Source organism: Streptomyces sp. NPDC023838, assembly GCF_040639555.1.
Taxonomy (GTDB): domain Bacteria; phylum Actinomycetota; class Actinomycetes; order Streptomycetales; family Streptomycetaceae; genus Streptomyces.
Genome location: NZ_JBFAAD010000020.1, coordinates 88,011 through 101,088 on the forward strand (window position 1 = coordinate 88,011; position 13,078 = coordinate 101,088).

At 71.7% G+C, this 13,078-nt stretch carries 11 protein-coding genes, 1 CRISPR repeat array and 1 riboswitch; of the genes, 1 reads left to right on the top strand and 10 read right to left on the bottom strand.

What is annotated here, in order from left to right; translation table 11 throughout:
• Window positions 1–71 precede the first annotated feature (71 nt).
• The 9 genes from AB0G17_RS23775 to AB0G17_RS23815 all read right to left on the bottom strand — a co-directional run bounded on the left by AB0G17_RS23775 (window position 72) and on the right by AB0G17_RS23815 (window position 9,495).
• Complete coding sequence (locus AB0G17_RS23775; protein ID WP_361386216.1) at window positions 72–548, bottom strand: septum formation initiator family protein; 477 nt, start codon at window positions 546–548, stop codon at window positions 72–74.
• Window positions 549–695: 147 nt separating this feature from the next.
• A complete protein-coding gene (eno, locus tag AB0G17_RS23780) occupies window positions 696–1,982 on the bottom strand; it encodes a phosphopyruvate hydratase (RefSeq protein WP_329399523.1) in 1,287 nt (428 codons plus the stop codon).
• Between the two features lie 409 nt (window positions 1,983–2,391).
• Window positions 2,392–2,614: a CRISPR direct-repeat array (repeat unit 19 nt; unit sequence GGGCGCGGGGAACTGCGCG).
• A 109-nt stretch (window positions 2,615–2,723) separates the two neighbouring features.
• A complete protein-coding gene (locus AB0G17_RS23785; protein WP_361386219.1) occupies window positions 2,724–3,392 on the bottom strand; it encodes a transglycosylase family protein in 669 nt (222 codons plus the stop codon).
• 2 nt (window positions 3,393–3,394) lie between these two features.
• Window positions 3,395–3,594, bottom strand: a riboswitch (cyclic di-AMP (ydaO/yuaA leader).
• A gap of 259 nt (window positions 3,595–3,853) precedes the next feature.
• A complete protein-coding gene (locus tag AB0G17_RS23790) occupies window positions 3,854–4,867 on the bottom strand; it encodes a transglycosylase family protein (protein ID WP_361386222.1) in 1,014 nt (337 codons plus the stop codon).
• Window positions 4,868–4,999: 132 nt separating this feature from the next.
• Window positions 5,000–6,244, bottom strand: a complete 1,245-nt coding sequence (locus AB0G17_RS23795) for a cytochrome P450 (RefSeq protein WP_361386338.1) — start codon at window positions 6,242–6,244, stop codon at window positions 5,000–5,002.
• Window positions 6,245–6,364: 120 nt separating this feature from the next.
• Window positions 6,365–7,324 carry a nucleoside triphosphate pyrophosphohydrolase gene (locus AB0G17_RS23800; protein WP_361386225.1) on the bottom strand — a complete coding sequence of 320 codons (960 nt, stop codon included), beginning with the start codon at window positions 7,322–7,324 and terminating at the stop codon, window positions 6,365–6,367.
• A gap of 22 nt (window positions 7,325–7,346) precedes the next feature.
• A complete protein-coding gene (locus tag AB0G17_RS23805; protein ID WP_361386228.1) occupies window positions 7,347–8,006 on the bottom strand; it encodes a SurA N-terminal domain-containing protein in 660 nt (219 codons plus the stop codon).
• Between the two features lie 68 nt (window positions 8,007–8,074).
• The gene (locus AB0G17_RS23810) at window positions 8,075–8,509 is read right to left on the bottom strand and encodes a GtrA family protein (RefSeq protein WP_361386231.1); all 435 of its coding nucleotides are present in this window, start codon (window positions 8,507–8,509) and stop codon (window positions 8,075–8,077) included.
• Window positions 8,506–9,495: a glycosyltransferase family 2 protein gene (locus AB0G17_RS23815; protein WP_361386234.1), complete on the bottom strand. Its 990-nt coding sequence runs from the start codon at window positions 9,493–9,495 to the stop codon at window positions 8,506–8,508. The genes AB0G17_RS23810 and AB0G17_RS23815 overlap by 4 nt, the downstream gene beginning before the upstream one ends.
• A gap of 182 nt (window positions 9,496–9,677) precedes the next feature.
• On the opposite strand from AB0G17_RS23815, the gene AB0G17_RS23820 reads away from it, so the two are divergent.
• Complete coding sequence (locus tag AB0G17_RS23820; RefSeq protein ID WP_361386237.1) at window positions 9,678–12,128, top strand: YfhO family protein; 2,451 nt, start codon at window positions 9,678–9,680, stop codon at window positions 12,126–12,128.
• Between the two features lie 31 nt (window positions 12,129–12,159).
• Here the strand turns inward: AB0G17_RS23820 and AB0G17_RS23825 are convergent, their stop codons facing one another.
• The gene (locus AB0G17_RS23825) at window positions 12,160–12,981 is read right to left on the bottom strand and encodes a glycoside hydrolase domain-containing protein (RefSeq protein WP_361386240.1); all 822 of its coding nucleotides are present in this window, start codon (window positions 12,979–12,981) and stop codon (window positions 12,160–12,162) included.
• Window positions 12,982–13,078: the final 97 nt, after the last annotated feature.

Here is a 13,078-nt window from a genome sequence, read left to right on the forward strand (position 1 = left end):
TCTGTCTCAGTCTCTGTCTGGCTGTAGGTGCGTAGGTAGGTCTGGAGCTGTCGTCGGCGCGGTGCGCGCCGTCAGTCGCCGGGGCGGTCCGTCTTGTCCACGCCGTCCCAGAGGTTCTGGTGCCAGGGGCGGCCGGTGGCGGCCTTGTCGTCGCGGTGGCCCTTGCCGGCCGACGGGTCGGTCACGGTGTAACCGGTCTCGCCCGGAAACTGCATGTGCAGATGCTCGCGGGCCAGCCGCTTGATGTACGCGTCGTCCTGGAGCCGCGCCTTCTCGTCGCGCAGCCGCTCGACCTGCGCGGCCGCGTCGTGCTCCTTGCGGCGCTGCTCGGCGATGTCGCCGCGCTGCGACACGTACTGGCGCATCGGGTACGCGAGAGCCACCACCAGCGAGCACATCACCAGGGCGAGCAGCGCGGCCCGGCCGGTGAGCCGGGAGCGGCGCGCCTGGCGCTTGTTCTGGGAGCGGTAGACCCGGGCCGCGGTCTGCTCGCCGAGCACCTTGAGCCGGGCCGCGGTGGAGAACCGGTCCCGGTTGCCCTTCGCCATGTCGCCCCGCTCCCCTCACGTACGTACAACGTCCCCGGACACGGTACGGGACCGCGGCCGGGGACGTACGTACGACTGGCTAGGGCTTAACCCTCGAAGCGCTCAGTCCGTGAGGGCTCAGCCCTTGAAGGCTCAGTCCGTGAAGGCTCAGCCCTTGAAGCGGGGGAACGCGCTGCGGCCCGCGTACACCGCCGCGTCGTCGAGGATCTCCTCGATGCGCAGCAGCTGGTTGTACTTGGCGACGCGGTCCGAGCGGGCCGGGGCGCCGGTCTTGATCTGACCGCAGTTCACCGCGACGGCGAGGTCGGCGATGGTGACGTCCTCGGTCTCGCCGGAGCGGTGGGACATCATGCACTTGAAGCCGTTGCGCTGGGCCATCTCGACGGCGTCCAGGGTCTCGGTCAGCGAACCGATCTGGTTGACCTTGACGAGCAGGGCGTTGGCGGTGCCCTCCTCGATGCCGCGGGCCAGGCGCTCCGGGTTGGTGACGAAGAGGTCGTCGCCGACGATCTGGACCTTGGAGCCCAGCTTGTCGGTGAGGGTCTTCCAGCCGGCCCAGTCGTCCTCGTACAGCGGGTCCTCGATGGAGACCATCGGGTACGCGGAGACGAGCTCCTCGTAGTACTCGGTCATCTCGGCGGCCGAGCGGGACTTGCCCTCGAACTCGTACTTGCCGTCCTTGTAGAACTCGGACGCGGCGACGTCGAGCGCCAGCGCGATGTCCTTGCCCGGGACGTAACCGGCTTCCTTGACGGCCTCGAGGATGAGGTCCAGGGCGGCGCGGTTGGACTCCAGGTTCGGGGCGAAGCCGCCCTCGTCGCCGAGGCCGGTGGACAGGCCCTTGCGCTTCAGGACGGCCTTGAGGGTGTGGTAGACCTCAGCACCCCAGCGCAGCGCCTCGGAGAAGGACTCCGCGCCGATCGGGGCGATCATGAACTCCTGGATGTCGACGTTGGAGTCGGCGTGCGACCCACCGTTGAGGATGTTCATCATCGGAACGGGCAGCAGGTGCGCGTTCGGGCCGCCGAGGTAGCGGAAGAGCGGGAGGTCGCTGGCCTCGGAGGCGGCGTGGGCGACGGCGAGGGAGACGCCGAGGATGGCGTTGGCGCCGAGCGAGCCCTTGTTGTCCGTGGCGTCCAGGTCGAACATCGCCTGGTCGATCAGGCGCTGCTCGGTGGCGTCGTAGCCGACGAGCTCCGGGCCGATCTGCTCGATCACGGCGAGGACGGCCTTCTCGACGCCCTTGCCCATGTAACGGCTGGGGTCGCCGTCACGCAGTTCGATGGCCTCGAAGGCACCGGTGGAGGCACCGGAGGGGACGGCGGCACGGCCGGTGCTGCCGTCGTCGAGGCCGACCTCGACCTCGACCGTGGGGTTGCCTCGGGAGTCCAGGATTTCCCGGGCTACGACGACGTCGATGGACGGCACGAGCATCTCCTTCTGGGATGTGACGCGAATACGCCGGGCCGCGTGGTCCGGCACCCCTGAGCCTAACCGGCTCCGGGGCATCGGCCAGCCGACCGACCGGCCCGTGGGACGAAACGGGGGGCAAAATGTTCCTGAACGAAACAAAGCCGGGCCCTGCGGGGCGGGCGTCTGTGGGGTGCCCCCACGCCCCCGGTTCAGCTTTCAGCTGAGCGGGGCGCGCCCTTCTTGGCCCGGTGTTCGTCTGCGGGCCGGCGGGGGTTGCTCGCGCAGTTCCCCGCGCCCCTAAAAACAGGTTGTTTCACGACTGCGGGCCGGTGGGGGCCGGTCGCGCAGTTCCCCGCGCCCCTATGGGGCGCTCGTCGGCCGGGCGCGCCCACGCGGCGGCGCCGCCGCACATGCCACAGCCCGCACCACCAGGGGCGCGGGGAACTGCGCGAGCAACCACAGACGGCCCGCGGACAACAGCCGAGGTCGGGAACCCCTTAGGGGCGCGGGGAACTGCGCGGCCCGCCACAGATGACCCGCAGACGACAGCCGAGCTCGGGGCCCCTCAGGGGCGCGGGGAACTGCGCGACCAGCCCACCACCGGGCCGCAGACGAACACCGGGCCAGAAACGGGCGCGGGGAACTGCGCGGCCCCGCCCCCACCGGGCCCGCAGGCGAGCGCCGGGCCAAAAAGGGGGGGCTGCGCGCTCAGTCCGTCACGGCCCGTGGCCGTGAAACGCAGCCCCCCGCCCCGCAGAGCGCCTAGCTCAGGTGGAGGTGCTGGTTCACGTAGATCAGGTTCGCGTCCTTCACCACGTCCTTGTTCAGCTCGAACAGCTTCTGCCAGCCGCCCTTGACGCCGTGGGCCGACGCGATGGAGCCGAGGGTGTCGCCGGCCTTCACCTTGTACTCGCCGTCGCCGGTCTTGACCGGGGCCGGGGCCGGGCGGGACTCGCCGCGCGAGGCGGCCGCGGGGGCGGACTCGCGCTTCGGGGCCGGCGCGGCCTTCTTGGGCGTGGCGGACGAGCCGGACGTGTCCACGTCCGCGGCGCCGCCACCCGCCGTCAGGTTGCCCGCACCCGCACAGGACCAGGCACCGGGACCCTGCATCGCGAGCAGCTTCTCGGCCGTGGCGATCTGCTGGCCCTTCGTGGCCAGGTCGGCGCGGGAGGCGTACTGCGTGCCGCCCGCCGCGGCCCACGAGGACTGCGAGAACTGCAGACCGCCGTAGTAGCCGTTGCCGGTGTTGATGGACCAGTTGCCGCCGGACTCGCACTGGGCGACCGCGTCCCAGGTGGAGACCGAGGCGGCGGAGGCGGAGCCCGCGGCCATCAGCGGGGCGGCGACGGCCGCACCGGTGACACCGGCGAGCGTGACGACACGGACGGCCTTGGACGGGCGACGGTGCTTGCCCTTGCCGGAAAGCAGCATGGAGTTCTCCTCACCGACGCCTGCGAGGTGAGCTGTCGGGTTCGGGCGAGTGAGTGGCCCGGCCGCGCCGTGCTGGCGCGTCTTCACCCCAAGCCGGTCCCGTGGCCGTCTGGTACGTCCCGCCGCATGGCGTACGTCCTTCAACGGCCGGGCCCGGCGCTTACCTTGGGTCCCCCGCTCCTGCCTACGGCGCATCGAGCGTCGACTGTTCCCCGCGACCGGCGGCAGGATTCGGCGTTTCCGGTCGGAGGGGCCCGTGGTGACGAGCGCTCCGACCGTAAACACACCAACCCCTGATGTTCAAAGGGGCACATCGGGGAGAAATCGCCCCCCGCCGCCCTTCCGTAACGCCTGTTTCCGCAGGTGGGGGGCGTAACGCCCGTACCGGACGGACAGGACACACCAGTTGGGGGAAAGAGACCCATGTCTCACTTGCACAGAAGTGGACATAGGCCCCTGAACTACCCCTGAGCCGGGGCCGGGTTGTCCGTCTTTGCCAGGTTCAGATCAAGGCTCTGGCCGGGCAGGATGAGGTCCGGATTGGAGCCGATCGTCTTCTCGTTCGCCTTGTAGAGCGCGGACCAGCCGCCCTCGACCTTGTGCGAGCGCGAGATGTCCCACAGGTTGTCGCCGGGGCGGACCGTGTAGTCGCCGGCGGCGTTCAGCACGTCGCCGGACGCGCGTGAGTCGGCGTCACCCCGCGAGGCATGACGCCCCGATTCGTGGGTGTTGTCCGTATTGCCCGGGTCGGTGGTGGTCGCGGGGGCGCCGCTCTCGGCCGGGTCCGGCGTACCGCGGTGCTTGCCGCCGGAGGCGGAGCCCGAGGCCGGACCGGAGGCGGAGCCCGATGCCGAGCCCGAGGCCGAACCCGATGCAGAGTCGGCCGGCGGCGTCGTCGGAGTGGCGGGCTTGGTGGCGCCGCCCGTACCGGTCGCCGGGGCCGCCGGGGTCGTCGACGGCTTGGGCGCGGCCGAGGAGGACCCGGGGGGTGCCGGAGTCGTCCTGGCGGGCGCGGACGGAGTCGCGGTGACGTCCGCCCCCTCGGAGGCCGTGGCGCCGGGCGAGGGCGTCGCGCCCGGGTCGACCGCCGGCGCGCCGCCGCCCGAGGTGAGCCCGGAGATGGCCGAGCAGCTGGTGAAGGCCTTGGGGCCCTTCGCCGCGAGCACCTTCTCGGCGATGGCTATCTGCTGTGCGCGGCTGGCCAGGTCGGGCCGCTCGGCGTACGCCGTACCGCCGTAGCTCTCCCAGGTCTCCTGCGAGAGCTGGAGCCCGCCGTACAGGCCGTTGCCGAAGTCGGCGCTCCACGCGCCGCCGCTCTCGCACTCCGCGACACGGTCCCAGGTGGTCGCGGAGGCGGCGTTCGCGCCGCTCGCCGCGAAGAGCGGAAGGGCGAGGGCCGAGCCGGTCACCCCCGCCGCGACGACGATTGCGGGAGCCTGGCGGGGTCGGCGGTGCCGTCCGTTCCCGGAGCGCATGCTGTGGCCTTCCGTGTGACTACGTCTGTGACTCCTGAGCCGGGCGTTGAGCCTGGTTTGCCGAGTCGAGGGGTGAACGTAGCCGTACTCGAACGCTTGTCACAAGTCGATGCACCCGCGATAACGCGAAAGTCACAGTTTTGACGAACCGTCAGTTCGTACGGGCGTGAACTCGACCGGAAGCGTGCGCAGTCCGCGCATGATGAGCCCGCCGCGCCAGCGCAAATCGGCAGGATCCGCCCCGAGCCGCAGGTCAGGAAGGCGGCGCAACAGGGTCGCCAGCGCGGTCCTCGCCTCCAGCCGGGCGAGCGGGGCGCCCAGGCAGTAGTGGATGCCGTGGCCGTAGCCGAGGTGCTGGTTGTCGCGGCGACCGAGGTCGAGCACGTCCGGGTCACGGAACCGCTCGGGGTCGCGGTCGGCGGAGGCGAGGACGACGAGCACCGGGTCGCCGGCCGCGATCTCCTGGCCCCCGATCGTCAGCGGCCGCGTGGCGAACCGCCAGGTGGCCAGCTCCACGGGCCCGTCGTAGCGCAGCAGTTCCTCGACGCCGGTGTCCAGCAGGTCCGACTCCCCGGCCGCGAGCGAGGCCTGGAGCCGCTCGCGCTGCTCCGGGTTGCGCAGCAGCGCGTACACGCCGTTGCCGATGAGGTTCACGGTCGTCTCGAACCCGGCGAACAGGAGGATGAAGGCCATCGCGGCGGCCTCGTTCTCGGTGAGGTGCTCGCCGTGGTCGCTGGCGCGGATGAGCCCGGAGATGAGGTCTTCGCCCGGGTTCTCCCTCTTGCGGTGGATGAGTTCGAGCAGATACCCGCGCATCTTCTTGACCGAGCGGGCCACGCCGCCGCGCGGGCCCTTGCCGTGCCGGATCATCATCCCGGCCCAGTCGCGGAAGTCGTCCTGGTCCTCGCGTGGCACGCCGAGCAGGTCGCAGATGGCGTAGATGGGGAGCGGGAAGGCGAACTCGTGGATGAGGTCGGCCTCGCCGCCCGCCGCGAACCGGTCGATGAGCGTGTCCGTCAACTCCTGCACCCGGGGCGCGAATTCGGCGACCGTACGGGGAGTGAACGCCTTCGACACGAGCCGTCGCAGCCGGGTGTGGTCCGGCGGGTCGATGTTGAGCAGATGCGTCATCAGATCGGCCTTGCGCTCGCCCGGAATGCCGGTCTTGCCCTTGGCGTGCGCGGGCTCGTCGTGGTGCGCCGGGTTCTTGGAGAGCCGCTGGTCGGCGAGTGCCTGCTTGGCGTCCGCGTACCGCGTCACCAGCCACGCCTCGACCCCGCTGGGCAGCTTGGTCCGGTGCACCGGCGAGTGCTCCCGCAGCCACCCGTAGGCCGGGTACGGGTCGGTGGCGAACTCCCAGGTGAACATCTCGGGCATGACCGAAGGAGCCTGGGCCTCGGGAGCCTGCGCCTGCGGAACGTGCGTCTCCGGAGCCTGCGCCTGCGGAACCCGCGCCTCCGGAACCTGCCCGGAAGGCGGTGTGGGGGACTCCATGGTTCAGCTCTTCTCCGCCGCGACGATCGCGTCCCGGTACGCGCGCGCCGCCGCCCGCAGCGCCGCCTCCGGGTCCGCGCCCTCGGCCTCCGCCGCGACCGCCAGGGCGAGCAGGCGGTAGCCGATGCCCTCGCCGGAGGGCAGCGGGACGTCCAGGGACGCGATACGGGCGCGGGAGGCGAGCTTGGCCGCCAGGGCCAGGGCGGGCTGGCCGAGCGGGATGCCCTCGGTCACCGACTCGCGCCGCTTCTCCGCCGCCTTCTGCCGCAGCCAGTGCTCCTTGACCTCCTCCGGCGTCTCGGCGCTCTCGTCGCCGAAGACGTGCGGATGGCGGTGGATCAGCTTCTCCACGATCGTCCCGGCCACGTCGTCCACCGAGAACGGCTCCTCGGGATCCTCCTGAGCGATCCGGGCGTGGAAGACCACCTGGAGCAGCACATCGCCGAGCTCCTCCCGCAGCTCGTCGCGGTCGCCCTCCTCCACCGCCTCGACCAGTTCGTACGCCTCCTCGAGCGCGTACTTGGCGAGCCCCTTGTGGGTCTGCTGGGACGACCACGGGCACTCGCGCCGGATCCTGTCCATGACCTGGACGAGGTCGAGCAGGCGGGCGCCCGGCAGGTCGTACGAGCCCGGCAGCAGCTCCAGGTCGGGCATGGCGACCCTGCCCGAGCCCGCGAGCCGGGCGAGCCCGTCGGTGAGCCGCCGGTCGCCCTCGCCGGAGGGGAGGACGACGACGGTACGGCCACCGGCACACGCCTCGACCAGCTCCCGCGCCTCGGGCTCCACGATCTCGACCTCGACGCCCGCCTCGCGCAGATACGGCAGCTGCGGGTGCCCGGCGTCGGCGCAGAGCACCCGGTCGGCGGCGCGCAGCGTCTGCCACGCGGCCCAGGAGAGCAGTCCGGGCGCCACCCGGTGGCTGGCGGTGAGCAGGACGACGCGGCCGGGTTCTTCGAGAGTCACCTCTCGAACCTACCCCGACGGCTCACCCGGTGACTGCGGCCTCCTCCTGGGGCCCGTTCTTGGTGACCTGCGCGATCCACGGCGTCTTGGCGTCGGCGAGCTGGATCGCCTTGTCGTCCCACGTCCCGTACCGCGGATTGACGTCGATCCTGAGCTTCCTGGACGCCTCGGTGAGCGTCTTGGTGACGGCCGCCTGGCCGGTCGGCGTGGACAGGTCGGCGCCGGTCGCGGCGGCCAGCTTGGTGAGCTGCACCTGCTCGCGCACCGCGTCGTCGATCTGGCCGGGCGCGACGCCGCGCTGCTGGAGGAGCATGGCGGCGAACGCCTGCTCGCCGCCGGACTGCTGGGTCATCGCGGTCCGGGCGTCCTGGATTTCCTTGCGGGTCACGCTCACCCCGGCGTCGGCGGCGGCCTGGTCGAGCACCTTGTCGAAGATCAGCCCGTGCAGCTTGGCGCGGCTGAGCTGGCCGGTGTTCTTGATCAGCTGGTCGGCCTGCGGCGAGGCCTGCTGCGCCGTACGGACGTCCTTGACCTGGGCCTGGAGCGCGGAGACCGGGATCCGGTCGCCCCCCACGACGGCCGCGGCGCCCGGGTGGGCCTCGCTGCCGCACGCGGTCAGGAGTGGGCCCGCGCCGAGGAGCGCGACGGAGAGGGCGAGTGCGGTGCGACGGCGGCGGTGCAAAGGAGCCTCCCGGCGGATCGTGCGGCAGTGCAGCGACCAGATGACCTATGACCTTGCGGTGATCGATGTTAGGCAGTCTCAGTGGCGTGGGCCACTGATTCGCCCAACGATTCGGCCGCCTCAGGAGTCTCGGGCCGCAACATGATCGTCCGGGAGAGGACGAAGGTGACCGGAATCGCCGCCGCCGCGGCGATCAGCGGGGCCCAGGTGCTGCTGAGGCCGAGCAGGTCCACCAGGACGTACATCCCGGTCGTGGTGATCACGAAGTTGGCCGCGTTGGTGAGCGGGAAGAGCAGGAACTTCCGCCAGGTGGGCCGGGTGCGGTAGGTGAAGTACGAGGTGAGGAAGAAGGAGCCGACCATGGCGAGCAGGAAGGCCGTGATGTGGGCGACCACGTACGGCACCCGCGGCAGGAAGAGCAGGTACAGGCCGTAGTACGTGCCCGTGTTCACCGCCCCCACCAGGGCGAACCGGACGATCTGGGCGGCGGTCGCGGACGTCATCGGCGGGCGAACTCCCGGTCGCTGCTCTGCCGCTCCGGCTGGCGCGGCACGCCACCACCGTCGTGGCCGGAAACGTTCGTCGCCTGCACCAGGAAGTGCGGCCGGCGCTTGACCTCGTAATAGATGCGGCCGACGTATTCGCCGACCACGCCCAGCATCACCATCTGCACTCCGGCGAGCGCGGTGACGACCACGAGCAGGGTCACATATCCGGGGGTGTCCACACCGTTCACCATCGCGACACCGACGATCCACGCGGAATACGCCGTGGCGATCCCGAGCAGCAGCATGCCCAGATAGACGGCGGCCCGCAGCGGCTTGTTGTTGAACGAGATCATCCCGTCCAGGCCGTAGTTGAGCAGCTTTCCGAAGGTCCAGGCGGAACGCCCCTGTTCCCGTACCGCATTCTCGTAACTGAACGTGGTGGTGCGGAATCCGACCCAGGCGAAGAGCCCCTTGGAGAAGCGGTTGTACTCGGTGAGTTCGAGCACCGCGTCGACCGTCCTGCGCGAGAGCATGCGGAAGTCTCCCACGCCGTCGACCAGTTCCACATCGACCAGGCGGTTGATCAGGCGGTAGTACAGGCGCGCCGTGAGGGTGCGGGTGACGCGGTCGCCCTTGCGGGTGCGCTGGGCGATCACCTGGTCGTGGCCCTGGGCGTGCAGGTCCATCATGCGGCCGATGAGCTCCGGCGGGTGCTGGAGGTCGGCGTCCATGATCACCACGGCGTCCCCGGCCGCGTGCCGCAGCCCGGCGAGCATCGCGGCCTCCTTGCCGAAGTTCCGGCTGAACGAGACGTAACGGGTGCGCGGATCGCGGGCGGCGATCTCCTGGAGCAGCGGGAACGTGCGGTCCTTGCTGCCGTCGTCGACATAGAGGAGTTCGAATTCCGCGTCGAGCCGGGAGATTTCCTTGGTCACCTGATCATGGAAGCGGCCGATGATCTCCTCTTCGTTGAAGCAGGGCACGACAATCGAGATGAGCACGGTTCTCCCCCGTCGATACGGAGTACGGCTGTGGCAGTCAAGGAAGGACAACCGGGCCAGACGTCCGGGGCGGATTCACCGAATGACGACCGGGCGTCGATTACGTGAACTGAGCCCCCGGCCCGCTGATTTACCCGCACCGGTCCGGCATATTCGACGGCAGCGAACAGCAGAGGATCCCCATGCCGACTCTCGAAGCCGTCCAGCTTCCCCCCGCCGCCCCCGCCGCGCCCGCCGGGACCGGACGCCCGCGCGCGCGGGCGGCCGCCCTCGCCGCGCTGATCACCGTGGTCGCGGTGTGCGCCGCCGACGCCGTCGCCCGGAGCTTCCCCTTCGGGCGCCACACCCGCGGCGTCAACGACCTGGGCAACCAGTTCGTGCCGTTCCACGCCCACCTGTGGGACCTGCTGCACGGCCGCGCCCACGGCGGCGCGCTGGTCAACTGGCAGTCCGGGTACGGGACTTCGTTCCTGCCCGACATCGGTACGTATCTGGGCAGCCCGTTCGCCCTGCTGGTCGGGGTCTTCCCGCGCGACCGGATCGACCTCGCGGTGTATGTGATCACGGTCTTGAAGATGGCGGTGGCGGCGGTCGCGATGACGGTCCTGCTGCTCACCCTGCGCCCGGGGGCCGGGCGGCGCTGGGTGGCTGGGGTGCTGGGGGCGGCGTACGCGCTGTGCGGCTGGTCGGTGATCGAGGCGACGTACAACACGATGTGGCTGGACGGGCTGATCGCGTTCCCGATGCTGTGCCTGGTGGGCGAGTGGGCCCGCACCCGCGCCCGGCCGCTGGTCGGCCCGGTCGTGGTGGCGCTGGCCTGGACGGCGAACTTCTACACCGCGTACATGGCGACGATCGGGGCGGCCCTGGTCCTGCTGCTGCGTCTGTTCCTGGAGGAGACGGAGGTACGGGCCCGGGTGTGGGCGCTGACGCGCGCGGTCTGGACGACGGCGCTCGGCATCGGGCTCTCGGCCCCCGTCCTCTTCACGGTGTTCCTGGGCACCAAGCACGCGTATCCGGGCTGGAGCAAGGAGTTCACCCCGGCCCCGTGGAGCGACTTCCTGGCCCGCTGGCTCCCGGCGACCTACAGCTTCTCCAGCCCGGCGCTGTTCCTGGGCACGGGGGCGCTGCTGCTCGCGGGGGCGCTGGCGTTCAACAGGGCGGTGCCGGGCCGCGAGCGGTACGCGTGGACGGGGCTCGCCCTGCTCGTCGCGCTCTCCTTCCAGTGGAAGCCGACGCATCTGGCGTGGCACGCCTTCCAGACGCCGAACGGCAGCCCGTACCGCCAGACGTTCGTGCTCAGCGGCCTTCTGGTGATCGCCGCCTGGGTGTGTGTGGCGGACGGCCTGCCGGACCGGCGGGCGCTGCTCGGCGGGGGCGGGGTGCTGGCGGTGATCGCGGGCGGGGCGGCCTTCAGCGGGCTGGTCTCGCCGTGGTCGTACCCCCTGTTCTTCGGCGGCCTGGCGGCGGCGCTGGGCGCGCTGCTGGTCGCCGGGCGGGCCCGGGGCCGCCGGGCGGTGGCGCTGACCGCCGTACTGCTGCTGGCCGGTGCGCAGACCGCGCAGGCGGCGGTGACGGTGGCGTACGGCGACCGGGAGCGGCTGCACCGGCTCGACAGCTATCCCGCGTGGGGCGGGGCGCACGACGCGCGCGAGGCGGCGGTGGCCGGGGCGGACGGCTGGCCCGCGTACCGCACGGACCCGGGCCGGCGCCAGCTCACCGGCAACGACCCACTGCTGGTGGGCGGCGAGGGCGCGTCGTACTACAGCAGCCTGACGCCGGACGTGCTCACGAAGACGATGACGGCACTGGGTGGCGGCTGGACCTCGCGCGGCCGGTCCGTGCAGAGCCTGGACAACCCGGTGACGGACGCGGTGTTCGCGGTGGGGGCGCGGGTGCGGGCGGAGAAGGGCGGGCGGCCGGAGGTCACCCGGGCCCCGGTGCCGCCGCTGGTGACGGTACGGGACGGCGGCCGGACCACGGTGTACGGCAACTCCCCCTTCCGCAACCAGGAGTTGCTGCTGGGGGCGCGGGTGTACACGTTGCCGCGTACGGTCGCGCAGGGGTGTGCGGCCGGGCAGGAGGCGTTCCTGTGGGCGCCGGAGTACACGGGGTGGGCGCGGCTCGGCACGACCGGGAAGTGGGTCGAGTTCCGGGGCGGCGCGCCCAAGCGGCGGGCGGCGCTGGCCCCCCTGGGCGTCTCGACGGGCCCGCCGTCACGGGTGGAGCTGCGCCCGGCGTACGCCAAGGCCCAACTGGGCTGTCTGGACCGGGGCGCGCTGACGGCGGCGGTGGAGCGGCTGCGGACGACGGGGGCGAGCGAGGTGCACGTCACCGACAGCGGTGTACGGGCGGTGCTGCCCGCCGGAGCCGGCGGGACGGCGGTGTTCGCGATGCCGAGGATCGCGGGGTGGCGGTGCGCGGTGGACGGCGGGCCGTCGAAGCCGGCGGGGTCGTATCTGGGCCTGGTGGCGGTGGAGTTGCCGGGGCCCGGCTCCCCCACGGCCGTCTCCTGCGCCTTCCGCCCGCCGGGCCTGAAGGCGGGGTCGGCGGCGGGGGCGGCGGGGTTGGTGGGGTTGGCGGGGACGGGGGTGTGGGCGGCGGTACGCAGACGGCGGGCCGGGACGCCGTAGCGCGCCCGACCCGCCGTGTTGTTCCCGGTGTCTACTTGGCCACGACCGCGACCATCGAGTCCCAGGCGTCCCGGTCGACGGTGAGGGTGACGCCGCCGTACGTCTCCTTCTTGTTGACGGCGTACTGGTGGCCCCGGCGGTGGCCCGCCCACTTGGTCCCGAAGGGGTAGCCCGTGGTCGTGGACTCCGTGTCGTCATAGGCCGCGTACCAGAGCGCGTCCGGCATGTCGGTGCCGGGCGATACGGCGGCGACGGCTGCGGCGCTGGAGGAGGCGAAGCCGTAGTAGCCGGTGCGGTAGCCCTTGGCGTGCAGGGCCTTGTTCCAGGCGCGGGTGTAGGTGAGCACGGTGTCCTTGCAGGAGGTGTTCGTGGTGTCGAACCCCTCCATGTCGAGGTAGACCGGGCTGCCGGGCCGCATCGCGAGCGCGGAGGCCTTGGCTCCGGCGTCGGCGCCGTCGGTGGCGCCCAGGGAGGCGGCGGTGGCGGCGGTCATCCGCTCCGGGTTGCTTCCGGACTTGCAGGGCGGCTGGGCGCCGACGTAGAGGGGGATGAGCTTCCACCCGACGGCGCTGACGGACTTCACCCAGTCGGGGGTGAGCTGCGGCTGCGCACACCCGCGGTTCTTGCCCCCGATGTACACGGCGGCACCCCCGTACGGCGAGGCCGTCTTCCACGCCTTCATCTGGGCGAGGGTGGGGGCGGTGCAGGTGTCGAAGGCGCGGCCGGTGTAGGTGGCGGGCTTGGAGAGCGAGACGGCCCGCGCCGGCCCGGCGGCCGCGGCCCCGCTCCCGGAGGAGGCGGCCTCGGCGGTGAGAGCACCGGCCACGAGGAGGGCTGCGCCGCCGAGGGTCATGGCTATGGTGCGGTGTTTTTTGGTTGTGCGGTGCTTGGGCAACGGATCCCTGGTTCCTGTCTGAGATGCGGCGATGCCCGGGCCCACACCGGAAGTT